Genomic DNA, 22,488 nt, shown 5'->3' on the forward strand with positions numbered 1-22,488 from the left:
GTCCCCCGCCCCCGCTCGTGGGCCCGCCTCTCCCGCCGACGACGACGAGGGCACCATGACCTTCCGCGCCGTCAAGCCCCGCGCGGGCGCGCAGCCCGGCGGTGCCGCCGCTGCGGACGGACCGGGATTCGGCGCCGGGAAGGCGGCCGCCGCCCGGGCGGCCTCCCCGCAGGCTCCGTCCCCGCAGACGCCCGCGAGCCCGCCCGGTCCGGCCGTACCCCCGCAGGCGCCCGTCCCTCACCAGGCGTCCGCGCCGCAGCCCGCCGCGCCGGTCGCGGCCGGTCCCGGCGGCGGTCAGTCCTCGTGGGCGCAGCAGGTGCACCGGCTGGCCGGGGCGGGCGGCGAGGAGCAGCCGGTCGCGCCGTGGAAGCCGCCGGTCGAGGACGTGTTCCAGGCCGCCGCCCGGCGCCAGGCGGCGGCCCGCCCCGCCGGTCTCGGCAAGCGGCTGGCCGCCCGGCTGATCGACACGGTCGTCCTCGCGGGCGTCACCGCCGTGGCCGCCGTACCGCTCGGCACCAAGGCGATCGACCACGTCAACGACAAGATCGACCAGGCGAAGCTGTCCGGTGAGACCGTCACGGTCTGGCTGCTCGACGGCACGACGTCGCTGTACCTGGGGATCGTGCTGGCCGTGCTGCTCGTCTTCGGTGTCGTCTATGAGGCGCTGCCCACCGCCAAGTGGGGGCGCACCCTGGGCAAGCGGCTGCTCGGCCTGGAGGTGCGGGACATCGAGGCCCACGAGGCGCCTTCCTTCGGCGCCGCGCTGCGCCGCTGGCTGGTCTACAGCGTGCCCGGCCTTCTGGTTGTCGGTGTGGTGGGCGTCGCCTGGTGCCTGTTCGACCGGCCGTGGCACCAGTGCTGGCACGACAAGGCCGCCGGCACGTTTGTCGCGGGCTGACTGGGCGGGGGTTTGCGTCTCGTGCCGGGTGCGGGTGCGCTGTGGTTGCTCGCGCAGTTCCCCGCGCCCCTTTGGGGCGCGTCCGGTGCACGTACCTCAAGGGGCGCGGGGAACTGCGCGACCAGCCACGACGCACCCGCACCCGGCGACGAACCCTTGGCCGCTGCCCCTGAGCGCGTACTCCGGACGGCCGCTCGCCGGATGCGGGGAAAGGGAGTCCGAGTTCGACTCGGGACATGAGCAGCGAACCGCCCCCCGGATCCGGCGGGCAGCCGCCGGAAGACGACCCCTTCAGGAAACCGCCTCCGTCCCCAGGGCCGGGCCCGGAGCCCGGGTCCGGCGAGGGCGGTCCCTACGGCACCCCGCCTCCGGGTGGCGCCCCGCCCCCCGGCGGAGGAGGCCCGTACGGTGCTCCGCCGCCCGGCGGGGGAGGCCCCTACGGTGCCCCGCCTCCCGGCGGCGGCGGCCCTTACGGCGGTGACCCCTACGGCGGTGCCGGCGCCCCCGGCGACCCCCTCGCCGGTATGCCCCCGCTCGCCGACAGCGCCCGCCGCACCCTCGCGCGGATCATCGACATGATCCTCGTGGGCATCGTGGTCTGGCTGCTCAGCTGGGCCTTCAACGTCCAGGAGTACACGGTGGACGGCGAGGACATCGAGGTCGGCAACTCGCTCTGGCAGTCCGTGATCGCCGCCGTGCTCTACATCGCCTACGACACCTATCTGATCAGCAGAACGGGCCAGACCCTGGGCAAGAAGTGGCTCGGGATGCGGGTGGCCAACCTGGACAACGGAGCGACGCCCTCGGTGCAGACGTCGCTGATCCGTGCCCTGGTGCTGTGGATCCCGTTCGCGTTCTGCTGTGCCTGTATCTGGACGGTCATCGCGGGCGGCTGGAGCTTCTTCGACCGGCCCTACAAACAGGGCCTGCACGACAAGGCCGCCAAGACGGTCGTGGTCAGCACCCGCTGACGGCCCGCCGACGGCCCGGTCGTCGGCTCCCTACGCGGCGCGTCCCCGCGACTCGCCCGCCCCCGCGGAGATCCGGGCCGCCGGCACCGGCGTCCGGTCCGCGGCGGGCCCGCGGGCGGCAACGGGGGACACGGTGCGTGTCCTGGGCTGGGGGACCGTCATGGCGACCAGCAGCCCGAGGGCGAGCGCCGCGACGGTGATGACGGCGACACCGGGACCCGAACTCGTCTGTGACAGCAGCAGCATGGCGAGTGTCGAGAAGATCACGGTGCACGAACCGTAGGCGAACTGTGCGGCAGTCGGACGGGGCATGGCCATCGTGTCCTCGGAAGACGATCTTGGGGGTGAGACGGGCTGTCGGCCTGGCTGTCCGCCGGCTTCCGGGCGTTCCGCCAAGCGACTCTAACCCGCTGTGTGCCCGAGTGGAACCAGCAGTAAGCATGACCTAACCGACATGGCCGATGCACGGGGGGCGCACGGATTCATGGCGTCCGGGAAGTGGACGGCGCCGCGCGCCCGTCGGAGGGGTCGGCGGCCCTGGCCGGTGTCCGCAAAACGAACGACGCCTCCGCATAGTGCACTTGTTCTGCTCAAGTCAAGGTCTGTCTTTTCTGGTGAACCTCTAGTCAAATGTCGTCACTTGACTACACGCGTTGAGCACGTGTGCGCGGACTTTGCTCTGTCCTTGTCCCCCCATCCGCGCGCGTGAACGCGGGGGAGGAACTCAAGTGACCAGCAGATCCTGGACGTTCAGAACGGCGGCGACCACCGTCGCACTCGCCGCGGCGACCGCCACGCTGTCCGCGGCCGGCGTGGCCCAGGCGGACTCGCCGGCCCGGCCCTCGGCCGTGGACCGCCAAGACCCGCACCCGGAGAAGGGCGTGGACTCCCACGACCTCAAGGGCCCGCTGAGCGACACGCAGGCCGCTCAGCGTGAGGAGGCCCTGAACCAGGTCATATCCGGCAAGGCCTCGGTGAAGAAGAAGGACGGCTCCAACGTCGTCCAGCTCAAGAGCAAGAAGGGCGACAGCAAGTACGTCGAGCTGGGCCGGGAGAAGACCGACAAGATCTTCACCATCCTGGTCGAGTTCGGCGACAAGGTCGACAGCCGCTACGGCGGCGAGGCCGGCCCGCTGCACAACCAGATAGCCAAGCCGAACCGCAAGACGGACAACTCCACGGCCTGGAAGGAGGACTACGACCAGCAGCACTTCCAGGACCTGTACTTCGGTTCCGGCAAGGGCGTCGACTCGGTCAAGACGTACTACGAGAAGCAGTCCTCCGGCCGCTACTCGGTCGAGGGCGAGGTCTCCGACTGGGTCAAGGTCCCCTACAACGAGGCGCGCTACGGCAACAACGCCTGCGGCGACACCAACTGCCCGAGCGTGTGGAACGTCGTCAGCGACGGCCTGAACGCCTGGGTCGAGCAGCAGAAGGCGGCCGGCCGCACCGACGCCCAGATCAAGGCCGACGCCGCCCGCTTCGACGAGTGGGACCGCTACGACTTCGACGGCGACGGCGACTTCAACGAGCCCGACGGCTACATCGACCACTTCCAGGTCGTGCACGCGGGCGAGGACGAGTCCGCGGGCGGCGGCGCCCAGGGCACCGACGCGATCTGGGCGCACCGCTGGTACGCCTTCGGCACCGACGCCGGCGCCACCGGCCCGGAGCAGAACAAGCTCGGCGGCTCGCAGATCGGCTCCACCGGCGTCTGGGTCGGCGACTACACGATCCAGCCCGAGAACGGCGGACTCGGCGTCTACGCCCACGAGTACGGCCACGACCTCGGTCTGCCGGACCACTACGACACGGCCGGCGGCGACAACTCCACCGGCTTCTGGACGCTGATGTCGTCCGGCTCGTGGCTGGGCACCGGCCGCAACGAGATCGGCGACCTGCCCGGCGACATGAACGCCTGGGACAAGCTCCAGCTGGGCTGGCTGAACTACGACACCGCCAAGGCGGGCGTCAGCTCCTGGCACAAGCTGGGCCTGGCCGAGTACAACACCAAGCACAAGCAGGGCCTGGTCGTCGAGCTGCCGAAGAAGGCGGTCACCACCGAGATCGTCACCCCCGCCGAGGGCAAGACCCAGTGGTGGAGCGGCAGCGGTGACAACCTCAAGAACACGCTGACCCGCAGCGTCGACCTCACCGGCAAGTCGTCCGCCGCCCTCACCCTGGACGGCTGGTACGACATCGAGGCCAACTACGACTACCTCTACACCGAGGTGTCCACCGACGGCGGCGCCAACTGGACCGCCATCGACGGCACGTTCGACGGCCAGCCGATCCCGCGCGACGCCGCCGACAAGCCGGCCCTGCACGGCACGGCCGACGCCTACGGCAAGCTGGCCTACCCGCTGGACGCCTACGCCGGCAAGAAGATCGACCTCCGCTTCCGCTACCAGACCGACGGCGGCGTGGCCCAGAAGGGCTTCACGGCCGACGCGATCACGGTGACGGCCGACGGCCAGGCGCTCTTCACCGACAACGCCGAGTCCGCGGACGCCGCTTGGACCGCCAACGGCTTCTCCCGCGTGGGCGCGTCCTTCACCAAGGACTACGCGCAGTACTACATCGCCGAGAACCGCCAGTACGTGTCGTACGACAAGACGCTGAAGACCGGCCCGTACAACTTCGGCTTCTCGGAGCGCCCGGACTGGGTGGAGCACTACCCGTACCAGAACGGCCTGCTGATCTGGAAGTGGGACACCTCCCAGGCGGACAACAACACCAGCCAGCACCCCGGCTCCGGCCTGGTCCTGCCGATCGACTCGCACCCGACCGCGCTGAAGTGGAAGGACGGCACCCTGATGCGCAACCGCATCCAGGCGTACGACTCGCCGTTCAGCCTCTACAAGACGGACGGCATGACGCTGCACAAGGCGGACGTCGCGAAGTACGTCCCGGGCTCGAAGGGCGTCTCGGTCTTCAACGACCGCACGAACACCTACTACGACCCGGCGAACCCGACCGGCGGTGTCAAGGTCACTGACACCAACACGAAGATCAAGATCCTCAAGGAGGCCAAGGACGGCTCGACGATCGAGCTGGAAGTGGGCTCCGCAGGCAGGTAAACAGCATTAGTGCAGGTCAGACGGTGTTCGGCGGTGACCCCCTGGCGGGTCACCGCCGATCCGTGTTTAGGTGCGTCCTGTGGTTCTCTTATTGACACCGGGCCCGACGCCCGGACCGACGCCGGCTGACACGGGGGTATGACCGCATGGCCGCAGGAGGCTTCTGCAAGCTGCCGAACGGCACGGTGGTGGTGGCACTGAACCTGCCCAGCCCCGCCTGCCCGGAGGGCAGCCTGCGCTTTCTCGTCCACGCCCGCAACCGGGCGCGCGCCCTGACCAGGCTGCGCAACCTGGGGCTGCGCGCGGTCTACCTGCGGGGCAACGCGGCCCCGCCGACCCCGGACGAGATCACCGCGGTCCTGCACCACCCGGACGGCCTGATATGGCGCACGGCGCCGGCCGCCGGGGTGGCGGGCGGCCCTGACCTGGTCCAGGAGCTGTGGCACCCGATCCGCGCCCTGCTCAGACGGCCGGCCGCCCAGGCGTAGCGGGCTACTGGACGACCGGCTTCCCGGACAGCTCCACGCCCGCCTCCAGCAGCTCCTCCAAGGCCCGCTCGGTGGTGGCCTGGGCCACCCCGGCGGTCAGGTCGAGCAGCACCTGGGTGCGGAAGCCCTCGCGGGCCGCGTCCAGGGCGGTGGCCCGCACGCAGTGGTCGGTGGCGATGCCCACCACGTCGACCTCGTCGATCTCCCGGGCCCGCAGCCACTCGGCGAGCGGCGTGCCGTTCTCGTCGGCGCCCTCGAAGCCGCTGTAGGCCGCCGAGTACGCCCCCTTGTCGAAGACGGCGTCTATGGCGCCGGAGGCGACGGCCGGCGCGAAGTTCGGATGGAAGCCGACCCCCTCGGTGCCGGCCACGCAGTGCGCCGGCCAGGAGTGGACGTAGTCGGGGTTGTCGGCGAAGTGGCCGCCCGGCGCGATGTGGTGGTCGCGGGTGGCCACGACGTGGCGGTAGCCGGCGGGCGCCTGCCCGATCAGCTCGGTGATGGCGGCGGCCACGTCGGCACCGCCGGACACCGCGAGGCTGCCCCCCTCGCAGAAGTCGTTCTGCACGTCTACGACGATCAAGGCGCGGCGCATGGTCGGTGTCCTTCGACTGGGTCGACTGGTCGATTGTGAGGTCGGTGGGAACGGGCGGTGCGGGGGCCTGGCGGTCCGTACCAGCTTTAGTTACCCGAGCCCTCGTGCGCGTACTCCGTCGGAATGACTGGTTCCCCTCGGGAGAGCTGCGTCGCGGACAGCGGCAGACCGGCGCGCGCGGCCGCGTGCCGGTCCCGGGCGGCGTCCAGCGGCTCGCGGGCGACCACCTCACCGCCCCTGACCAGCTCGACCAGGAGCTGCCGGTCGGCGAGGTCCGCGGGCACCGCCCCGGTGCCGATCACCTCGGCCTCCGCGTGGCCGTCGGCGTCCAGGCGCCGGGCGGCCCACTTGCGTCCGCCGATCGACGTCTTGCCGCCGCTGGACTTCTTGGCCACCGGCACCAGCGGCGCGCCCTCGCCGGCGCCGCCGGACTCGCGGGCGACCAGCTTGTAGACCATCGAGGCCGTCGGGTGCCCGGACCCGGTCACCAGCTGGGTGCCGACCCCGTACGCGTCCACGGGCGCCGCCGCCAGCGAGGCGATGGCGTACTCGTCCAGGTCCGAGGTCACGACGATCTTCGTCCGGGTGGCGCCCAGCTCGTCCAGCTGCTGGCGCACCCGGTGCGCGACCAGCAGCAGGTCGCCGGAGTCGATGCGCACGGCGCCCAGCTCGGGCCCGGCGACCTCCACCGCCGTACGGACGGCCTCGGCGACGTCGTAGGTGTCCACCAGGAGCGTGGTGTCCCGGCCGAGGGCGTCGACCTGGGCGCGGAAGGCGTCGCGCTCCCTGTCGTGCAGCAGGGTGAAGGCGTGCGCCGAGGTGCCGACGGTGGGGATGTTGTAGCGGAAGCCGGCGGCCAGGTCGGAGGTGGTGGCGAAGCCGCCGACGTAGGCGGAGCGCGCGGCGGCGACCGCGGCCAGCTCGTGGGTGCGGCGGGCGCCCATCTCGATCAGCGGGCGGTCCCCGGCGGCCGAGGACATCCGGGAGGCGGCGGCGGCGATCGCCGAGTCGTGGTTCAGGATGGAGAGGATCACCGTCTCCAGCAGCACGCACTCGCCGAAGGTCCCCTCGACCCGCATGATCGGCGAGCCGGGGAAGTACACCTCGCCCTCGGGGTAGCCCCAGATGTCGCCGCCGAAGCGGTACTGGGCGAGCCAGTCCAGGGTCTGCTCGTCGACGATGTCCTTCTCGCGCAGGAAGCGCAGCACGTCCGCGTCGAAGCGGAAGTTCTCCACCGCGTCCAGCACCCGCCCGGTGCCCGCCACGACGCCGTAGCGGCGCCCGTCGGGCAGCCGGCGGGTGAAGACCTCGAACACGCTCCGCCGCCCGGCGGTGCCCGCCTTCAGCGCGGCCCGCAGCATGGTCAGCTCGTACTGGTCGGTGAAGAGCGCCGTGGAGGGAACGTCGACCGGCAGCCCAAGGTCCGCTGTGTTCATACGACGGATCGTACCCCCATTTCGTCACTCTGACGATTTCGGTGTCCGCCCGGTTCGCGTGGCGCCCGCCACGGGCCCGTTTGTGCGGGTGCCCCCCTGTGGTGGCAGCATGGGCCCTGTGACGGCAGCCGCACCCATGGAGATCGAGAAGACCGAGTCGGCGGAGGAGGTCTTCGCCGTACCCGAGCCCGACGTGCCCTGGGTGACGATCGTGCACAACGACCCCGTCAACCTCATGAGCTACGTGACGTACGTCTTCCAGTCGTACTTCGGCTACTCCAAGGACAAGGCCACCAAGCTGATGATGGATGTCCACCACAAGGGCCGGGCGGTCGTCTCCGCCGGCTCGCGCGAGGAGATGGAGCGGGACGTCCAGGCCATGCACGGCTACGGCCTGTGGGCCACCCTCCAGCAGGACCGGAAATGACCCTCGCCCGCCCGCAGGACGGAAGTAGCTGAATCGCCGCCATGTCAGGACAGTTCGAACCGCTCCCCGGCGGCGGCGCGGCCGTCGCCCTCGACGACGTCGAGATCTCCATCATCCGCTCGCTGGCCGTGCAGCTCCTGGAGCTGATCGGCCCCGGCCCCGCCGAGGACGCCTCCGACGACCCGCTCGCCGAGCTGTTCGCCGAGGGGCCGAGCGAGCCGCCGTCCGACCCGGTGCTGCGCCGCCTGTTCCCGGACGCCTACGGCGACCCGGAGGGCACCCCGCAGGCCCGGGAGGCCGAGGAGCAGCGGGCCTCCTCCGCCGAGTTCCGCCGGTACACCGAGAACGACCTGCGGGCCGGCAAGCGGGAGACCGCGCTCGCCGTGATCCGCGCGCTGGACGCCGTGGCCTCCCGGTCGGCCGGCAAGGACGCGGCGGTGCTGAAGCTGTCGGCCCAGGAGTCCCGGCAGTGGCTGGGTGCCCTGAACGACCTGCGCCTCGCGATCGGCTCCCGGCTGGAGATCGCCGACGAGGACGACACCGACCTGCTCTACCGGCTCCCGGACGAGGACCCGCGCAAGCCGATGGTGATGGCGTACCTGTGGCTCGGCGGGCTCCAGGAGTCGCTCGTCGCGACCCTCATGCCCTGACCGCGGACCTCGCGCCCGGAAGGTGGCGGTTCGGTCACCCTTCGTGCCCGCTCAGCGGAGCCTCAAATCCGGATAACGATCACCCCAAAAGCGCGCCCTTTTTTGCACCGCCAGGGCGCCTTGTGTCCCCTTTTGTCTGTGTGACGCGTCACAAACGGTCCCTGTGATCAGCGTCGCGGTCGTGGTAAATCTTCACGACCGCCCGGCGAACACCACCCGAATGTTCGGCCGGGTGCGCCACCGAGCCGGCGACCGCCGGCCAGGCACCGAGCGGGATGTGAGGCCCGCTCAGCTCCATCATCCGGGGGGATCGCGACCCGATCCGAGACCGACCGAAGGTCCGGATCGGCATGGAGAAAGGCGCATCACACATGACCTCTGCGCAGGTCGACACGGAGAAGGCACCGGAAGAGGGCTACGAGCGCGGACTCAACAGCCGCCAGGTCCAGATGATCGCGATCGGCGGCGCCATCGGCGTCGGTCTCTTCCTGGGCGCCGGGGCGAACATCGCCAAGGCCGGACCCAGCATCATCCTCATGTACGCCCTCGCGGGCGTGATCATCTTCTTCATCATGCGGGCGCTCGGCGAGCTCCTGCTCTACCGTCCCGTCTCCGGCTCCTTCGCCGAGTACTCGCGCGAGTTCCTCGGCCCCTTCTTCGGTTACTTCACCGGCTGGACGTACTGGCTGATGTGGGTGGTCACCGGCATGGCGGAACTCACCGCCGCCGCCATCTACATCCATTACTGGTTCCCCGAGATCCCGCAGTGGGTCTCCGCCCTGGTCTTCCTGGTCGTGCTCTTCGGGGCCAACCTCATCTCGGTGAAACTCTTCGGCGAGATCGAGTTCTGGTTCTCGATGGTCAAGGTCACCGCCATCATCGGCATGATCGTGATCGGCCTCGGCGTGCTCACCCTCGGCTTCAGCCAGGCCGGCGACACCGCCGCCGTCTCCAACCTGTGGCAGTTCGACGGCTTCTTCCCGAACGGCATCGGCTCGTCCCTGATGACCCTCCAGGGCGTCATGTTCGCCTACCTGGCCGTCGAACTGGTCGGCGTCACCGCCGGTGAGTCGGAGAACCCGGAGAAGACCCTCCCCAAGGCGATCAACACCCTGCCCTGGCGCATCGCGCTCTTCTACGTCGGCGCTCTCACCGTCATCCTGGCGGTGGTCAAGTGGACGGAGTTCGCCGAGGGCGTCAGCCCCTTCGTGAAGGCGTTCGCCGTCATCGGCATCCCGGCCGGCGCCGGCATCGTCAACTTCGTCGTGCTGACCGCCGCCCTGTCCTCCTGCAACTCCGGTATGTACTCCACGGGCCGGATGCTGCGCACCCTCGCGGACAACGGCGAGGCCCCCAAGGTCTTCAGCCGGCTGTCGTCGACCAAGACCCCGGCGTTCGGCATCGCGGTCTCCGTCGTCTTCATGGGCATCGGCGTGGTGCTGAACTACGTCGTCCCGGAGAAGGCCTTCGGCTACGTCACCTCCGTCGCCACCGCGGCCGGCATCTGGACCTGGCTGATGATCCTCTTCAGCCACGTCCGGTACCGCCGCAAGGTCGTCGCGGGCAGCCTGCCCGCCTCCTCCTTCCCGGCGCCGGGCGGCTCCGTCTGCTCCTACATCGCCATCGCCTTCCTCCTCTTCGTCACCTGCCTCATCGCCTACGACGCCGACGCCCGCGTCTGCCTGTACGTGATGGCCGGCTGGGCCGCCGCCCTCGGCATCGGCTGGGCCGTGCTCAAGAGCCGCAACCCGCAGATCACCGAGCGGCACGGCGAACCGGAGCTGGAGAAGCTCGGCTGACCTGCGCGTTCGCGCGCCTCGCGGACGTCCGGCCGCACGGGGTGCTCGTGGCACCCGGCACGGCCACCGCTCAGGATGTCCGGCATACGGGCCGGTCCGTACCACCCCTCGGTACGGACCGGCCCCTCTGTCTATCCTGGGCCGCATGCTGACCATCACCCAGGCCCTGTACGACCAGATCGTCGCCCACGCGCGCGAGGACCACCCCGACGAGGCGTGCGGCGTGGTGGCCGGCCCCGAGGGCGAGGGCCGCCCCGAGCGGTTCATCCCGATGCTGAACGCGGCCCGCTCACCCACCTTCTACGAGTTCGACTCGCAGGACCTGCTCAAGCTCTACCGCGAGATGGACGACCGCGACGAGGAGCCGGCCGTCATCTACCACTCGCACACCGCCACCGAGGCCTACCCCTCCCGCACCGACATCAGCTACGCCAACGAGCCCGGCGCGCACTACGTCCTGGTCTCCACGGCGGACGCCGACGGCGCCGGCGACTTCCAGTTCCGTTCGTTCCGGATCGTCGCGGGAGAGGTCACGGAGGAGGAGGTCAAGGTGGTGGAGGCCTACTGATATCGCATGGTGGACGAAAATCGTCCACCATGCGATATCACACTCCGGGGGCCGGACCGGGAATCGATACGATGAGCCCATGGTTCTTCTCGACGTGAGCGACAAGGCGCCGGGCACGCTGCTCGTGGCGCGGCTGCACGTCGACCTGTGCAGGCTGAACAGCGCCATCTGTTGATCCTCCGCCGCCGCCGTACGGCCCCTCGGCCGTGCGCCGCGGCGTGCCGACGTGTGCCGCCGCGTGCCCTTCGAACCCACCACGAACTTCCGACAGGAGCCCTCAGCCATGGCCATCGAGGTCCGCATCCCGACCATCCTCCGCCAGTACACCGACGGTCAGAAGGCGGTGGAGGGCAACGGGGACACCCTCGCCAAGCTCTTCGCCGACCTCGAGACCCGGCACACGGGCATTCAGGAGCGACTCATCGACAAGGCGAACGGCGAGCAGCTGCGCCGCTTCGTCAACGTCTACCTGAACGACGAGGACGTCCGCTTCCTGGACGGCATCGACACCAAGCTCAGCGACGGCGACAGCATCACGATCCTGCCGGCCGTCGCCGGCGGTATGGCCTGATCGGGATGCGGTACGACTCCCCGCTGGCGGCGGTGGGCAACACCCCCCTGGTGCGCCTGCCGCGGCTCTCGCCGTCCGACGACGTCCGCATCTGGGCCAAGCTGGAGGACCGCAACCCGACCGGCTCCATCAAGGACCGCCCCGCCCTGCACATGATCGAGCAGGCGGAGAAGGACGGCCGCCTCACCCCGGGCTGCACGATCCTGGAGCCGACCAGCGGGAACACCGGCATCTCCCTGGCCATGGCGGCCAGGCTCAAGGGCTACCGCATCGTCTGCGTGATGCCCGAGAACACCTCGCAGGAGCGCCGGGACCTGCTCACCATGTGGGGCGCGGAGATCATCTCCTCGCCGGCCGCGGGCGGCTCCAACACCGCCGTACGGGTCGCCAAGGAGCTCTCGGCCGAGCACCCGGACTGGGTGATGCTCTACCAGTACGGCAACCCGGACAACGCGGGCGCCCACTACGCGACGACCGGCCCGGAGATCCTCGCCGACCTCCCCTCGGTCACCCACTTCGTGGCGGGTCTGGGGACGACGGGGACGCTGATGGGCGTCGGCCGCTACCTGCGCGAGCACAAGCCGGACGTCAGGATCGTCGCCGCCGAGCCGCGCTACGACGACCTGGTGTACGGGCTGCGCAACCTCGACGAGGGCTTCGTACCCGAGCTGTACGACGCCTCCGTGCTCACCACCCGCTTCTCGGTGGGCTCCGCCGACGCGGTCACCCGCACCCGGGAACTCCTCCAGCAGGAGGGCATCTTCGCGGGCGTCTCCACCGGCGCCGCGCTGCACGCCGCGATCGGCGTGGGCAAGAAGGCGGTGAGGGCCGGCGAGAGCGCGGACATCGTGTTCGTCGTCGCCGACGGCGGCTGGAAGTACCTCTCCACCGGCGTCTACACGGCGGCCACCACCGAAGCGGCCATCGAGACCCTCCAGGGCCAGCTCTGGGCCTGACCGGCGGCTGAGGTCTACGGCGCGAGGTGACGGACCTGGTCCCACAGGACCGGGTCCACCACACCCACCCTGCGCCGGAAGTCGCCCACGGGCACTTCACGCAGCTCGTCGGTCTCCAGGAAACTCGCCCGGCCCCGCGCGTCCCCGACCGAGCCCGGCGGCAACGTGATCACCCCGGCCCGCCCGTCCCGGTGCCGCGTGGTGATTTTCGCGACCAGCACCCGCCGTCCCCGCACCGAGATCACCAGGCACGGCCGGTCCTTGGCGCCGGCGGTGTCCTCGTACGGCACGTTCGCCCACCAGATCTCCGCGGGCCGCGGACGCGTGGACCGGGCCCGGGGACCCGTGGGGCGTCCCGGAGGCCGTCGGCTGCCGCCCGGCCGGGGAGGGCGACGCCCGCGGCCCCAGCCGTCGACGACCGTGGCGACGGCTGCGAGCAGGACCACCGCCGCGAGGGCGAGCCACCAGGACGTGTGCATACCGAGACGGTACCGGCGCGCACTCTCCCCGCGCGCCCCTTCAGTGCGCCCACGCGCCCCGGTTCCAGCCGAACCGGTGACACCGCAGGTGAGTTCGCCCACAACGCACCCTGGTGGAGGAGCGACCCGGGGTTTTGCGCCTTACGCTCGACAAACCGCACGACCCCCGTCTCTCCACACGCGCCAGCGGAGGTTTCTGCTTCATGAAGCTCACCGTCGTCGGCTGCTCGGGGTCGTTCCCGTCCGCGGAATCGGCCTGCTCGAGCTACCTCGTCGAGGCCGACGGCTTCCGGCTGCTCCTCGACATGGGCAACGGTGCCCTCGGCGAGCTGCAGCGCCACTGCGGTCTCTACGACCTCGACGCGATCTTCCTCAGCCACCTGCACTCCGACCACTGCATCGACATGTGCGCCTACTTCGTGGCGCGCTACTACCGGCACGACGGCGGCCGCTGCGCCCCGCTCCCGGTCTACGGACCCGAGGGCACCGAGCACCGGCTCACCACCGCCTACGCCGACACCCCCTCGGCCTCGTCCATGAGCGAGGTGTTCGACTTCCACACGGTCAAGCCGTCGACCTTCGAGATCGGCCCGTTCACCGTGCACACCGAGCGGGTCGCCCACCCCGTGGAGGCCTACGCCATCCGCGTCGAGCACGGCGGCCGCTCGCTCACCTACTCCGGCGACACGGGCGTCACCCCCGTGCTGGACGAACTCGCCCGGGACACCGACCTGTTCCTGTGCGAGGCCGCCTTCACGCACGGCAAGGAGGACATCCCCGACCTGCACCTCAACGGCCGCGAGGCGGGCGAGACCGCCACCCGCGCCGGCGCCCGCCGCCTGGTGCTCACCCACATCCCCCCGTGGACCGACCCCCGGATCAACCTGGCCGACGCGCGCGAGGTCTACGACGGAGCGGTGGAGGTCGCGGCGACGGGTGCGGTGTACGAGGTCTAGCCCCGCCCGCGGACGTATGACGAGGGCCCCGGAACCTTCCCGGTTCCGGGGCCCTCGTCATGCCGTACGGCGGGGACTCACGCCTTCGTGAGGTCCTCGACCTCCTCCTCGGGCTCGCGGCCCGGGGTCTTCAGGTCGAACTTGACGATCGCGAAGCGGAACGTCACGTAGTAGATCGCCGCGAACACCAGACCGATCGGGATGATCAGCCATGGCTTGGTCGCCAGGTGCCAGTTCAGCGCGTAGTCGATGGCACCGGCCGAGAAGTTGAAGCCCGCGTGCACACCCAGGCCCCAGGTGACCGCCATGGATATCGCGGTGAGCACCGCGTGCAGCACGTACAGGACCGGCGCGATGAACATGAACGAGAACTCGATCGGCTCGGTCACACCCGTGACGAACGAGGTCAGCGCGAGCGAGACCATCATGCCGAGGACGGCCTTGCGGCGCTCCGGGCGGGCGGTGTGCGCGATGGCGATGGCGGCGGCCGGCAGACCGAACATCATGATCGGGAAGAAGCCCGACTGGAAGATGCCGGCGGACGGGTCACCGGCCAGGAAGCGGGTGATGTCGCCGTGCACGACCTCACCCGCGGAGTTGGTGAAGTCGCCGAGCTGGAACCAGGCCACGGTGTTCACGAACTGGTGCATGCCGACCGGGATCAGCGCCCGGTTCACGCCGCCGAACAGGGCCGCGCCGCCCGAGCCGAGGCCCGTCATCCACTCGCCGAAGTTGGAGATGCCGGTGCCGATGGGCTCCCAGACCAGACCGAAGAAGACACCGACCACGATGCCGACGAAGGCCATGATGATCGGCACCAGCCGGCGCCCGTTGAAGAAGCCGAGCCAGTCCACCAGCCTGGTGCGGTGGAACCGCTGCCACAGCACGGCGGCGAGCAGACCCATGATGATGCCGCCGAGCACCCCCGGGTCGTTGTACGTCGCGGCGACGTCCTCGCCCTTCTTGACCACCGCCTCGGTGACCGGGAAGGCCTCCAGGACCTTGCTGTAGACGAGGAAGCCGACCACCGCGGCCAGGGCCGTCGAACCGTCCGCCTTCTTGGCGAAGCCGATGGCCACGCCTATGCAGAACAGGATCGGAAGCGATCCGGTCAGGGCACCGCCGGCGTTGTTGAAGACCGCGGCGACCCGGTCCCAGCCGAGGCCGTCCTTGCCGAAGATGTCGTCCTGGCCGAGCCGGACCATGATGCCCGCCGCCGGCAGCACGGCGATCGGGAGCTGCAGGCTGCGGCCGACCTTCTGCAGACCCTGGAAAAGACCAGATCCCCGCTTCTTTGCGGGGGCCGCCTTGTCGGTGGCGGTGCTCATACTTCCTCCATCGGGTGGTGGTCTACACCACTCAGTGGTGTAGACCTGTTGTAGCACGATGAAGGCCGCGTAAGGAACCCACGATTCCGCTACCGGAGCGCTACGCGCAGTGCCGGAACAAGGCCCCAGTTCAGACGCGTGCGAGGGCGTGCCGAAGGCCCCCGGACGGGAGGTCCGGGGGCCTTCGCGAGACCACGGTCAAAGGGTACGTGAGGGTGCGTGAGGTCTACACCTTCGTGACGTCCTCCACCTCGTCCTCGGGCTCCCGGCCCGGGGTCTTGAGGTCGAACTTCGTGATCGCGAACCGGAAGACCACGTAGTACACCACCGCGAAGCACAGCCCGATCGGGATGATCAGCCACGGCCTCGTCGCCAGGTTCCAGTTGATGACGTAGTCGATCAGCCCCGCCGAGAAGCTGAACCCGTCCTTCACGCCCAGCGCCCACGTCACCGCCATCGACACACCCGTCAGCACCGCGTGCACCGCGTACAGCACCGGCGCGATGAAGAGGAACGAGTACTCCAACGGCTCCGTGATCCCCGTCACGAACGACGTCAGCCCCACCGACAGCATCAGACCCCCGACCTCCTTGCGCCGGTGCGGCCTCGCGCAGTGCGTGATCGCCAGCGCCGCCGCCGGCAGCGCGAACATCATGATCGGGAAGAAGCCCGTCGTGAACTGACCCGCCGTCGGATCGCCCGCCAGGAACATGTTGATGTCGCCGTGCACCACCGTGCCGTCGGGCTTGGTGTACGAGCCGAACTGGAACCACATCGGCACGTTCAGGAACTGGTGCAGGCCGATCACCAGCAACGCCCGGTTCGCGACCCCGAAGATGCCCGAACCCCACGCGCCCAGTCCGTTCAGCCAGTCGCTGAAACTCTCCAGCGCGTCACCGATCGGCGGCCACACCCACAGGCACAGCGCCGCGAACGCGATCGCCACGAACGCCATGATGATCGGCACCAGTCGGCGCCCGTTGAAGAAACCGAGCCAGTCCACCAGCTTCGTACGGTGGAAGCGCTGCCAGAAATAGGCCGTCAGCAGCCCCATCACGATGCCGCCGAACACCCCCGGGTTCTGGAAGGTGAACGCGGTCACCGTCTCCGACCCGTCCGTCAGCCGGCACCCGATCTGCGGGATGGCCTCCGACCCCTCCGGACAGTCCTCCGGGAACTGCCGCAGCACGTTGAAGTAGACGAGGAACCCCGCCACCGCCGCCAGCGCCGTCGAACCGTCCGCCTTCTTCGCCATCCCGATGGCCACGCCCACGCAGAACAGCAGCGGCAGCCCCAGCGCACCGTCGAGCAGCGCACCGCCCGCACCGGTCATCACCTTCGAGACGTTCGACCAGCCAAGACCGTCGTCCCCGAAGACGTCCGGCTGTCCGAGCCGGTTGAGAATGCCGGCGGCGGGCAGGACCGCGATGGGCAACTGAAGACTGCGTCCCATCTTCTGCAGGCCCTGGAACGCCTTGTTCCAACGGGCGCGCCCCGGGCTGACCGCGCTGTCGGCACTCATCCGGTCTCCATCCGGTCGCCGGTACACTGGTGTAGACCAGTTGGCAGACGGCTCCGTCGCCGTGACGCCATCATTCGGCACCCACCCGCACGATGGCTCGCGAAGATGGGCCAACTGTGGGTTACTGCGACAAAGCGGTTCGGATCAGGGAGAAGGAACATGGCCAGCAAGGCTGAGAAGATCGTCGCCGGCCTCGGCGGCATCGACAACATCGACGAAATCGAGGGCTGCATCACCCGCCTCCGCACCGAGGTCAACAACCCCGAGCTGGTCAACGAAGCCGCCCTGAAGGCCGCGGGCGCCCACGGCGTCGTCAAGATGGGCACCGCCATCCAGGTCGTCATCGGCACCGACGCCGACCCGATCGCGGCGGAAATCGAAGACATGATGTGACCCGGACCCCCGGGCCCACCGGCAAGGGGCCCTGACCGCGGCGGCCTTCGCACCGCGGTCGGGGCCCCTTCCGCATGGCCGCTAGGCTCACCCGCATGTCACGCATCGACGGCCGCACCCCCCAGCAGCTCCGCCCCGTCACCATCGAACGCGGCTGGAGCAAGCACGCCGAAGGCTCCGTCCTCGTCTCCTTCGGCGACACCAAAGTCCTCTGCAACGCCTCCGTCACCGAAGGCGTCCCCCGCTGGCGCAAGGGCAGCGGCGAAGGCTGGGTCACCGCCGAGTACGCCATGCTTCCCCGCGCCACCAACACCCGCGGCGACCGCGAGTCCGTCAAGGGCCGCATCGGCGGACGCACCCACGAGATCAGCCGCCTCATCGGCCGTTCCCTGCGCGCCGTCATCGACTACAAGCAACTCGGCGAGAACACCATCGTCCTGGACTGCGACGTCCTCCAGGCCGACGGCGGCACCCGCACCGCCGCCATCACCGGCGCCTACGTCGCCCTCGCCGACGCCATCGCGTGGGGCCAGACCAAGAAGCTGATCAGGCCCAGCCGCAAGCCCCTGACCGGCACCGTCTCCGCCGTCTCGGTCGGCATCGTCGACGGCACCCCGCTCCTCGACCTGCGCTACGAGGAAGACGTGCGCGCCGACACCGACATGAACGTCGTCTGCACCGGCGACGGCCGCTTCGTCGAGGTCCAGGGCACCGCCGAAGCCGAGCCCTTCGCGCGCGACGAGCTGAACACCCTGCTCGACCTCGCCACCGCGGGCTGCGCGGAACTCGCGGAACTCCAGCGCAAGGCGCTCGACGAGACCCTGGAAAGGTAAAGAGAGAGCCAAAGACGCCTCAAGGAAGTGCGTGCGGACACGCAACTCACCCGCTCGCGACCGCGTCCCTAGCAGTACAGCACCACGGGCGTACGGCCACACCGGCCGTACGCCCGACGCCGCACCGCACACGGGCCGCCCGGCCCGGTGCCAAGGGGAGGACCGAGATCCATGGCCGCGAGCCGCCACCGCAGCCTTCGCCGCACCGCCACCGTCGCCGCCACGCTGGCCGCAGTCGCCCTCACGGCCGGACTCACCACCGGCTGCGACGCCGTCGACAAGGCCCTCGACTGCGTACGCACGGCGGACGCGATAGCCGACAGCGTCACCGAACTCCAGCAGGCCGTGGAGAACACGTCCGACCCCACCCAGTGGGAGGAGTCCCTCGACTCCATCGACAAGAACCTGGACAAGATCGGCGACCAGACCGACAACACGGACGTCAACAAGGCCGTCGACAACCTCGGCAAGGCCGTCGACAACGTCCGCACCTCGGTCGAGAACGGCGACAAGACCCCCGACCTCAGCCCCGTCACCGACGCGGCCGGCGAACTGACGAAGGTCTGCACGCCGTAGGAGGAGGGCCCCGGCCCGGGGTGCGCCGGTCCGCAGTCCGCGGCCCGGCAATACTGGTCCCCATGACCCGCCTGATCCTCGCCACCCGCAACGCCGGAAAGATCACCGAACTGAGGGCCATCCTCGCCGACGCCGGACTGCCCCACGACCTCGTCGGCGCGGACGCCTACCCGGAGATCCCCGACGTCAAGGAAACCGGCGTCACCTTCGCCGAGAACGCCCTGCTCAAGGCCCACGCCCTCGCCCAGGCCACCGGCCTGCCCGCCGTCGCCGACGACTCCGGCCTCTGCGTCGACGTCCTGAACGGCGCGCCGGGCATCTTCTCCGCCCGCTGGGCCGGCCGCCACGGAGACGACCAGGCCAACCTGGACCTCCTCCTCGCCCAGATCGGCGACATCGCCGACGAACACCGGGGCGCGCACTTCGCCTGCGCGGCGGCGCTCGCCCTGCCCGACGGCACGGAGCGCGTGGTGGAGGGCCAACTCCGCGGCACCCTCCGCCACACCCCCGCCGGCACGGGCGGCTTCGGCTACGACCCGATCCTCCAGCCGGAGGGCGAGACCCGGACGTGCGCGGAACTGAGCGCGGCCGAGAAGAACGCGATCAGCCACCGGGGGAAGGCGTTCCGGGCGCTGGTGCCGGTGGTGCGGGAGCTGTTGGGCTGAGAGCCACGGAGGGGGGCCGCCTGCGGCGCGGCCCCCCTCCTCATGTGTGCGGCCGGTGGGACTCGAACCCACACGGGCTTTCACCCACGGCGTTCTAAGCGCCGCTTGTCTGCCATTCCAACACGGCCGCGTGACCGGCCATGCTACCGGTCGGCGGCTGCTTCCCTGCTTCGGCCTCCTCGGCACCAGGTGCTGGTGATGGAGTGGCAGTTCGGGCACAGCAGCCGGAGATTCTCCTGCCGGTCGTCGCTCCAGTCGCCATTGATGTGATCGATTTCCAGGGTCATAGGTCTGCCGAGCCACTCGGGGCCCACGCCGCAACGAGCGCACTCTTCAGTCACACCGACAAGGAGCAGCGCCCGGCGTAGACGCTTGGTGCCGTTGCGACGTGCACCGCTGTGCTTCACCAGCACCTCATCCGGATGCTTGGCCGTCGTGGCCGGTTTCCCTCTTTGATGGGCCTGCCCGAGGAAATGTGATGTCGAGATCCCATGCTCGGCGATCCACCTGCGTACCTGTCCGCGTTGTGAGCCGTTGCCCGGTCGGCCCAGCCTGCGTACGACCTCGGCCAGGGAGACCGACGCGGTGACCGCCGTCCGCAGCTCGTCCTCCCCCGGGCGGGGCATCCGGCCGGTCATGAGGCGATCCTCTTCCCCCGGCCGCGATAACTGTCCGTTGTCGAGTGGCAGTTGGGGCACAGGAGGCGAAGATTCTCCAGACGGTTGTTCCGCCAGTTGCCGTCGATGTGATCAACCTCCAGGGGTAGCGGCTCCCCCAGCCACACGGACTCAACGCCGCAGAGTGAGCAGCGCTCCTCCATGCCGAGTTCGCGCATCGCCCGCTTCAGGCGGCTGCCCGGGGTGCGCCTGGCGTCGTCCGACGTGTCCTCGACCAGAATCTCCGCCGGGGTCCGGCGACGCTGGTTGAGCCGCTGCCGCTCCGTGCGGACCACCGGTGTGAAGTGCGAGGTGTCGATGCCGTAGGCCTTGATGCGTCGGGAGATGTTCGCGTGGTGCCCACCCACCGGCGCCAGTCCGAGTCGGCGCAGAACCTCATAGACACTTGCCGACTCGGCGACCACCGGCTCCAGGATCTCCCTCGTCCACTTCACTCCCTCGCGCCCGAAGTGTGAGACGTCCACCCCCAGCTTGCGCATCCGATCGAAGATGTACCGCCGTTTCCAACTCTTCGGATCCACCCCCAACCTCCCCAACGCCTCCGACAACGTCCGAGCCCCTCGAGCCGCCTCCTCCAGCCGCTCCCTGCTGTACCCACTCGCCACCACCAGGCCCCTCCATCCCGGCCGCGCGTTCGCAGCCTCGTACGGAGTAACGAACCGACTATCGGACAGTCACGCACGGCATGCGGAAGGGCCCGTACCGGAAGGTTCGGTACGGGCCCCGCAGGAGACCGGGGTCAGATGCCCAGGTCCTTGATGATCTTGGCTACGTGGCCCGTCGCGCGGACGTTGTACAGGGCGCGTTCGACCTTGCCCTCCTCGTCCACGACGATCGTGGAGCGGATGACGCCCATGTACGTGCGGCCGTAGTTCTTCTTCTCGCCGAAGGCGCCGTACGCGTCGAGGGCCTTCTTGTCGGGGTCGGCGAGGAGGGTGACCTTCAGGGACTCGGCCTCGCGGAACTTGGCGAGTTTCTCCGGCTTGTCGGGGGAGATGCCGATCACGTCGTACCCGGCGCCGGCCAGCAGCTCCAGGTTGTCCGTGAAGTCGCACGCCTGCTTCGTGCAGCCGGGGGTAAGAGCGGCAGGGTAGAAGTAGACGATGACCTTGCGGCCCTTGTGGTCGGACAGGGACACCTCGTTGCCGTCGGCGTCCGGGAGGGTGAAGGCGGGGGCCGGGTCCCCGGGCTGGAGTCGCTCGCTCATCGAATCAGCGTAACCGGGGGTCCTGACAGTGCGGAGAAGCGAGTAGCTGACAGACTGTCCGGGACAGTGTCAGAGGACTTCGGAGGCGTACGGTGGCGGACACGTCGGACAGCAGGACCCCGGCGCAGATCGAGGCGGACATCAAGCGCCGCCGCGAGGTGCTGGCCGAGACGCTCGACGAGCTGGGGATGCGGGTGCATCCGAAGACGATCGTGGGCGATGCCAAGGCCAAGGTCGCGTCCAGCGTCGACCACACCCTCGGGCGGGCCTACGTCAAGGTCAACAGCGCGGTCAGCGACGTGAAGTCGCAGTTCGTGGACGAGGAGGGCAGGCCCCGGCTGGAGCGGGTCGTGCCCGTCGCGCTCGTGGTGGCCGGAGTCGTGGGTCTGCTCGCCCTGAGCGGCACCCGGCGGCGCGGCCGCTGAGCGCGGGCAGGTAGGTTCGGGACGTGAGCGCCAAGAGAAACGAGCACGGCTCCCAGGACGACAAGCTGCCCATCCGGATGCTGCACGACCGCGTACTCGTGCGGCAGGACACCGGTGAGGGCGAGCGGCGTTCCGGGGGCGGCATCCTGATCCCCGCCACGGCGGCGGTCGGCAAGCGGCTGGCCTGGGCCGAGGTCGTCGCCGTCGGGCAGAACGTACGGACCGTCGAGCCGGGCGACCGGGTGCTGTACGACCCGGAGGACCGTGCCGAGGTGGAGGTGCGGGGGGTCGGATACGTGCTGATGCGCGAGCGCGACCTGCACGCGGTGGCCGCGGACCGGTTCGAGGGGTCGGAGGACTCCACCGGGCTGTATCTGTAGACCACGCGGTACGGCAGACGCGGTACGGAAGAGGGGCCGGTGACCAGTGTCACCGGCCCCTCTCCGCTGTCTTTGCTACCTTGGAGGCACCCGACGAGACGCGCCGTACCGGGCTGAATGAAAAGACGACGCACCACCGTTCATTTCGTTCACGGAGGTGCCGTCATGGCCTGGGTTCTGTTGCTCGTCGCCGGTCTGCTCGAGGTCGGCTGGTCGATCGGGATGAAGTACACCGACGGTTTCACCCGGCTCGTGCCCAGTCTGTTCACCGGTGCCGGGATCGTCGCGAGCATGGTGCTGCTGTCGTACGCGGCCCGGACGCTCCCCATCGGTACCGCTTACGGCGTGTGGGTGGGGATCGGTGCGGCCGGGGCGGCGGTGCTCGGCATGGTGGTGCTGGGTGAGCCGGTGACCGCCGCCCGGATCTTCTTCATCTGCCTGCTGCTGGTCGCCGTCGTGGGACTGAAGGCGACCTCGGGTCACTGACGCCGGGGTGGCACCGGAATGCCGGCGACGGTGCCGGCGGTCGGGTCCCGGTTTCTATTAACATCTGAAGCTGCCGACGAACTACCTCGTGTAGATCTTCGGGGGCGCCGGTTACTTTGAAAAAA

28 protein-coding genes, 1 tRNA gene and 1 riboswitch are annotated in these 22,488 nt (G+C 69.7%); of the genes, 19 read left to right on the top strand and 10 right to left on the bottom strand.

The annotated features are described in order from the left end of the window. Nucleotides 1-898: RDD family protein (locus DMH12_RS24665; protein WP_185832505.1), on the top strand; the 898-nt coding region annotated here is incomplete at its 5' end. Between the two features lie 236 nt (nt 899-1,134). Next, a complete protein-coding gene (locus DMH12_RS39165) occupies nt 1,135-1,869 on the top strand; it encodes an RDD family protein (RefSeq protein WP_185832506.1) in 735 nt (244 codons plus the stop codon). 30 nt (nt 1,870-1,899) lie between these two features. On the opposite strand, the gene DMH12_RS24675 is transcribed toward DMH12_RS39165, so the two are convergent. Next, a complete protein-coding gene (locus tag DMH12_RS24675) occupies nt 1,900-2,181 on the bottom strand; it encodes a hypothetical protein (RefSeq protein WP_185832507.1) in 282 nt (93 codons plus the stop codon). A 416-nt stretch (nt 2,182-2,597) separates the two neighbouring features. On the opposite strand from DMH12_RS24675, the gene DMH12_RS24680 reads away from it, so the two are divergent. Both DMH12_RS24680 and DMH12_RS24685 read left to right on the top strand, forming a co-directional pair. Beyond that, nucleotides 2,598-4,949: an immune inhibitor A domain-containing protein gene (locus tag DMH12_RS24680; protein ID WP_125493658.1), complete on the top strand. Its 2,352-nt coding sequence runs from the start codon at nt 2,598-2,600 to the stop codon at nt 4,947-4,949. 146 nt (nt 4,950-5,095) lie between these two features. Continuing rightward, nucleotides 5,096-5,437 (top strand): hypothetical protein, encoded by a 342-nt coding sequence (locus tag DMH12_RS24685; RefSeq protein WP_125493659.1) that lies wholly within the window; start codon nt 5,096-5,098, stop codon nt 5,435-5,437. Between the two features lie 4 nt (nt 5,438-5,441). Here DMH12_RS24685 and DMH12_RS24690 read toward each other — a convergent pair whose 3' ends face one another. Continuing rightward, a complete protein-coding gene (locus tag DMH12_RS24690; protein ID WP_125493660.1) occupies nt 5,442-6,029 on the bottom strand; it encodes a nicotinamidase in 588 nt (195 codons plus the stop codon). Nucleotides 6,030-6,115: 86 nt separating this feature from the next. Then, nucleotides 6,116-7,465, bottom strand: a complete 1,350-nt coding sequence (locus DMH12_RS24695) for a nicotinate phosphoribosyltransferase (RefSeq protein ID WP_125493661.1) — start codon at nt 7,463-7,465, stop codon at nt 6,116-6,118. Nucleotides 7,466-7,574: 109 nt separating this feature from the next. On the opposite strand from DMH12_RS24695, the gene clpS reads away from it, so the two are divergent. The 7 genes from clpS (at nt 7,575) to DMH12_RS24730 (ending at nt 12,436) form a co-directional block, all read left to right on the top strand. Further along, the gene (clpS, locus tag DMH12_RS24700) at nt 7,575-7,892 is read left to right on the top strand and encodes an ATP-dependent Clp protease adapter ClpS (protein WP_122619849.1); all 318 of its coding nucleotides are present in this window, start codon (nt 7,575-7,577) and stop codon (nt 7,890-7,892) included. A gap of 41 nt (nt 7,893-7,933) precedes the next feature. Next, nucleotides 7,934-8,542 carry a DUF2017 domain-containing protein gene (locus tag DMH12_RS24705; protein WP_125493662.1) on the top strand — a complete coding sequence of 203 codons (609 nt, stop codon included), beginning with the start codon at nt 7,934-7,936 and terminating at the stop codon, nt 8,540-8,542. Nucleotides 8,543-8,913: 371 nt separating this feature from the next. Then, nucleotides 8,914-10,341 (top strand): amino acid permease, encoded by a 1,428-nt coding sequence (locus DMH12_RS24715; RefSeq protein ID WP_125493663.1) that lies wholly within the window; start codon nt 8,914-8,916, stop codon nt 10,339-10,341. A gap of 145 nt (nt 10,342-10,486) precedes the next feature. After that, a complete protein-coding gene (locus DMH12_RS24720; protein ID WP_122619851.1) occupies nt 10,487-10,909 on the top strand; it encodes a Mov34/MPN/PAD-1 family protein in 423 nt (140 codons plus the stop codon). A gap of 79 nt (nt 10,910-10,988) precedes the next feature. Then, complete coding sequence (locus tag DMH12_RS40325; RefSeq protein ID WP_019065921.1) at nt 10,989-11,084, top strand: putative leader peptide; 96 nt, start codon at nt 10,989-10,991, stop codon at nt 11,082-11,084. A 108-nt stretch (nt 11,085-11,192) separates the two neighbouring features. Then, nucleotides 11,193-11,480, top strand: coding sequence for a MoaD/ThiS family protein (locus DMH12_RS24725; protein ID WP_125493664.1), 288 nt, complete (start codon nt 11,193-11,195; stop codon nt 11,478-11,480). 5 nt (nt 11,481-11,485) lie between these two features. Continuing rightward, entirely contained in the window at nt 11,486-12,436 is a 951-nt protein-coding gene (locus tag DMH12_RS24730; RefSeq protein WP_125493665.1) for a PLP-dependent cysteine synthase family protein, read from the top strand. 14 nt (nt 12,437-12,450) lie between these two features. Here the strand turns inward: DMH12_RS24730 and DMH12_RS24735 are convergent, their stop codons facing one another. Further along, nucleotides 12,451-12,915, bottom strand: coding sequence for a type II toxin-antitoxin system PemK/MazF family toxin (locus DMH12_RS24735; protein ID WP_125493666.1), 465 nt, complete (start codon nt 12,913-12,915; stop codon nt 12,451-12,453). A gap of 203 nt (nt 12,916-13,118) precedes the next feature. Here DMH12_RS24735 and DMH12_RS24740 point away from each other — a divergent pair, with 203 nt between their 5' ends. Then, the gene (locus DMH12_RS24740; RefSeq protein ID WP_125493667.1) at nt 13,119-13,871 is read left to right on the top strand and encodes an MBL fold metallo-hydrolase; all 753 of its coding nucleotides are present in this window, start codon (nt 13,119-13,121) and stop codon (nt 13,869-13,871) included. Between the two features lie 77 nt (nt 13,872-13,948). On the opposite strand, the gene DMH12_RS24745 is transcribed toward DMH12_RS24740, so the two are convergent. Further along, on the bottom strand, nt 13,949-15,199 hold the full coding sequence (locus tag DMH12_RS24745; protein WP_125493668.1) for a PTS transporter subunit EIIC: 1,251 nt from the start codon (nt 15,197-15,199) through the stop codon (nt 13,949-13,951). Between the two features lie 226 nt (nt 15,200-15,425). Further along, the gene (locus DMH12_RS24750; RefSeq protein WP_125493669.1) at nt 15,426-16,721 is read right to left on the bottom strand and encodes a PTS transporter subunit EIIC; all 1,296 of its coding nucleotides are present in this window, start codon (nt 16,719-16,721) and stop codon (nt 15,426-15,428) included. Between the two features lie 159 nt (nt 16,722-16,880). Here DMH12_RS24750 and DMH12_RS24755 point away from each other — a divergent pair, with 159 nt between their 5' ends. From DMH12_RS24755 to rdgB, 4 genes are all read left to right on the top strand, one after another. Further along, entirely contained in the window at nt 16,881-17,114 is a 234-nt protein-coding gene (locus tag DMH12_RS24755) for a glucose PTS transporter subunit EIIB (protein WP_125493670.1), read from the top strand. Nucleotides 17,115-17,209: 95 nt separating this feature from the next. Next, nucleotides 17,210-17,947: a ribonuclease PH gene (rph, locus tag DMH12_RS24760; protein ID WP_125493671.1), complete on the top strand. Its 738-nt coding sequence runs from the start codon at nt 17,210-17,212 to the stop codon at nt 17,945-17,947. Nucleotides 17,948-18,118: 171 nt separating this feature from the next. Further along, on the top strand, nt 18,119-18,523 hold the full coding sequence (locus DMH12_RS24765; RefSeq protein WP_125493672.1) for a hypothetical protein: 405 nt from the start codon (nt 18,119-18,121) through the stop codon (nt 18,521-18,523). A 62-nt stretch (nt 18,524-18,585) separates the two neighbouring features. After that, nucleotides 18,586-19,188 carry an RdgB/HAM1 family non-canonical purine NTP pyrophosphatase gene (rdgB, locus tag DMH12_RS24770; protein WP_125493673.1) on the top strand — a complete coding sequence of 201 codons (603 nt, stop codon included), beginning with the start codon at nt 18,586-18,588 and terminating at the stop codon, nt 19,186-19,188. A 47-nt stretch (nt 19,189-19,235) separates the two neighbouring features. Here rdgB and DMH12_RS24775 read toward each other — a convergent pair. The 4 genes from DMH12_RS24775 to bcp all read right to left on the bottom strand — a co-directional run bounded on the left by DMH12_RS24775 (nt 19,236) and on the right by bcp (nt 21,072). Continuing rightward, nucleotides 19,236-19,318: transfer RNA gene (locus DMH12_RS24775), tRNA-Leu, on the bottom strand. Nucleotides 19,319-19,331: 13 nt separating this feature from the next. Next, nucleotides 19,332-19,826 (bottom strand): HNH endonuclease, encoded by a 495-nt coding sequence (locus DMH12_RS24780; RefSeq protein WP_125493674.1) that lies wholly within the window; start codon nt 19,824-19,826, stop codon nt 19,332-19,334. Next, nucleotides 19,823-20,473: an HNH endonuclease signature motif containing protein gene (locus DMH12_RS24785; RefSeq protein WP_125493675.1), complete on the bottom strand. Its 651-nt coding sequence runs from the start codon at nt 20,471-20,473 to the stop codon at nt 19,823-19,825. The genes DMH12_RS24780 and DMH12_RS24785 overlap by 4 nt, the downstream gene beginning before the upstream one ends. A gap of 131 nt (nt 20,474-20,604) precedes the next feature. Next, nucleotides 20,605-21,072, bottom strand: coding sequence for a thioredoxin-dependent thiol peroxidase (bcp, locus tag DMH12_RS24790; RefSeq protein WP_122619862.1), 468 nt, complete (start codon nt 21,070-21,072; stop codon nt 20,605-20,607). Nucleotides 21,073-21,164: 92 nt separating this feature from the next. Between bcp and DMH12_RS24795 the strand changes: the two genes are divergently transcribed. The 3 genes from DMH12_RS24795 (at nt 21,165) to DMH12_RS24805 (ending at nt 22,363) form a co-directional block, all read left to right on the top strand. After that, entirely contained in the window at nt 21,165-21,497 is a 333-nt protein-coding gene (locus DMH12_RS24795; protein WP_114532427.1) for a DUF3618 domain-containing protein, read from the top strand. A gap of 77 nt (nt 21,498-21,574) precedes the next feature. After that, nucleotides 21,575-21,877, top strand: coding sequence for a co-chaperone GroES (locus DMH12_RS24800; RefSeq protein ID WP_167307483.1), 303 nt, complete (start codon nt 21,575-21,577; stop codon nt 21,875-21,877). A gap of 65 nt (nt 21,878-21,942) precedes the next feature. Then, nucleotides 21,943-22,012: riboswitch (guanidine-III (ykkC-III) riboswitch) on the top strand. Between the two features lie 30 nt (nt 22,013-22,042). Continuing rightward, nucleotides 22,043-22,363 carry a multidrug efflux SMR transporter gene (locus DMH12_RS24805; protein ID WP_055417143.1) on the top strand — a complete coding sequence of 107 codons (321 nt, stop codon included), beginning with the start codon at nt 22,043-22,045 and terminating at the stop codon, nt 22,361-22,363. Nucleotides 22,364-22,488: the final 125 nt, after the last annotated feature.

The sequence above is a fragment of the Streptomyces sp. WAC 04229 genome (assembly GCF_003947455.1).
Classification (GTDB): domain Bacteria; phylum Actinomycetota; class Actinomycetes; order Streptomycetales; family Streptomycetaceae; genus Streptomyces.

Coding starts and splice junctions, on each gene's coding strand:
- DMH12_RS39165 (WP_185832506.1), top strand. CDS start 1,135: ATGAGCAGCGAACCGCCCCCCGGATCCGGCGGGCAGCCGCCGGAAGAC.
- DMH12_RS24675 (WP_185832507.1), bottom strand. CDS start 2,181: ATGCCCCGTCCGACTGCCGCACAGTTCGCCTACGGTTCGTGCACCGTG.
- DMH12_RS24685 (WP_125493659.1), top strand. CDS start 5,096: ATGGCCGCAGGAGGCTTCTGCAAGCTGCCGAACGGCACGGTGGTGGTG.
- DMH12_RS24690 (WP_125493660.1), bottom strand. CDS start 6,029: ATGCGCCGCGCCTTGATCGTCGTAGACGTGCAGAACGACTTCTGCGAG.
- DMH12_RS24695 (WP_125493661.1), bottom strand. CDS start 7,465: ATGAACACAGCGGACCTTGGGCTGCCGGTCGACGTTCCCTCCACGGCG.
- clpS (WP_122619849.1), top strand. CDS start 7,575: ATGGGCCCTGTGACGGCAGCCGCACCCATGGAGATCGAGAAGACCGAG.
- DMH12_RS24705 (WP_125493662.1), top strand. CDS start 7,934: ATGTCAGGACAGTTCGAACCGCTCCCCGGCGGCGGCGCGGCCGTCGCC.
- DMH12_RS24715 (WP_125493663.1), top strand. CDS start 8,914: ATGACCTCTGCGCAGGTCGACACGGAGAAGGCACCGGAAGAGGGCTAC.
- DMH12_RS24720 (WP_122619851.1), top strand. CDS start 10,487: ATGCTGACCATCACCCAGGCCCTGTACGACCAGATCGTCGCCCACGCG.
- DMH12_RS40325 (WP_019065921.1), top strand. CDS start 10,989: ATGGTTCTTCTCGACGTGAGCGACAAGGCGCCGGGCACGCTGCTCGTG.
- DMH12_RS24725 (WP_125493664.1), top strand. CDS start 11,193: ATGGCCATCGAGGTCCGCATCCCGACCATCCTCCGCCAGTACACCGAC.
- DMH12_RS24730 (WP_125493665.1), top strand. CDS start 11,486: ATGCGGTACGACTCCCCGCTGGCGGCGGTGGGCAACACCCCCCTGGTG.
- DMH12_RS24735 (WP_125493666.1), bottom strand. CDS start 12,915: ATGCACACGTCCTGGTGGCTCGCCCTCGCGGCGGTGGTCCTGCTCGCA.
- DMH12_RS24740 (WP_125493667.1), top strand. CDS start 13,119: ATGAAGCTCACCGTCGTCGGCTGCTCGGGGTCGTTCCCGTCCGCGGAA.
- DMH12_RS24745 (WP_125493668.1), bottom strand. CDS start 15,199: ATGAGCACCGCCACCGACAAGGCGGCCCCCGCAAAGAAGCGGGGATCT.
- DMH12_RS24750 (WP_125493669.1), bottom strand. CDS start 16,721: ATGAGTGCCGACAGCGCGGTCAGCCCGGGGCGCGCCCGTTGGAACAAG.
- DMH12_RS24755 (WP_125493670.1), top strand. CDS start 16,881: ATGGCCAGCAAGGCTGAGAAGATCGTCGCCGGCCTCGGCGGCATCGAC.
- rph (WP_125493671.1), top strand. CDS start 17,210: ATGTCACGCATCGACGGCCGCACCCCCCAGCAGCTCCGCCCCGTCACC.
- DMH12_RS24765 (WP_125493672.1), top strand. CDS start 18,119: ATGGCCGCGAGCCGCCACCGCAGCCTTCGCCGCACCGCCACCGTCGCC.
- rdgB (WP_125493673.1), top strand. CDS start 18,586: ATGACCCGCCTGATCCTCGCCACCCGCAACGCCGGAAAGATCACCGAA.
- DMH12_RS24780 (WP_125493674.1), bottom strand. CDS start 19,826: ATGACCGGCCGGATGCCCCGCCCGGGGGAGGACGAGCTGCGGACGGCG.
- bcp (WP_122619862.1), bottom strand. CDS start 21,072: ATGAGCGAGCGACTCCAGCCCGGGGACCCGGCCCCCGCCTTCACCCTC.
- DMH12_RS24800 (WP_167307483.1), top strand. CDS start 21,575: ATGCTGCACGACCGCGTACTCGTGCGGCAGGACACCGGTGAGGGCGAG.
- DMH12_RS24805 (WP_055417143.1), top strand. CDS start 22,043: ATGGCCTGGGTTCTGTTGCTCGTCGCCGGTCTGCTCGAGGTCGGCTGG.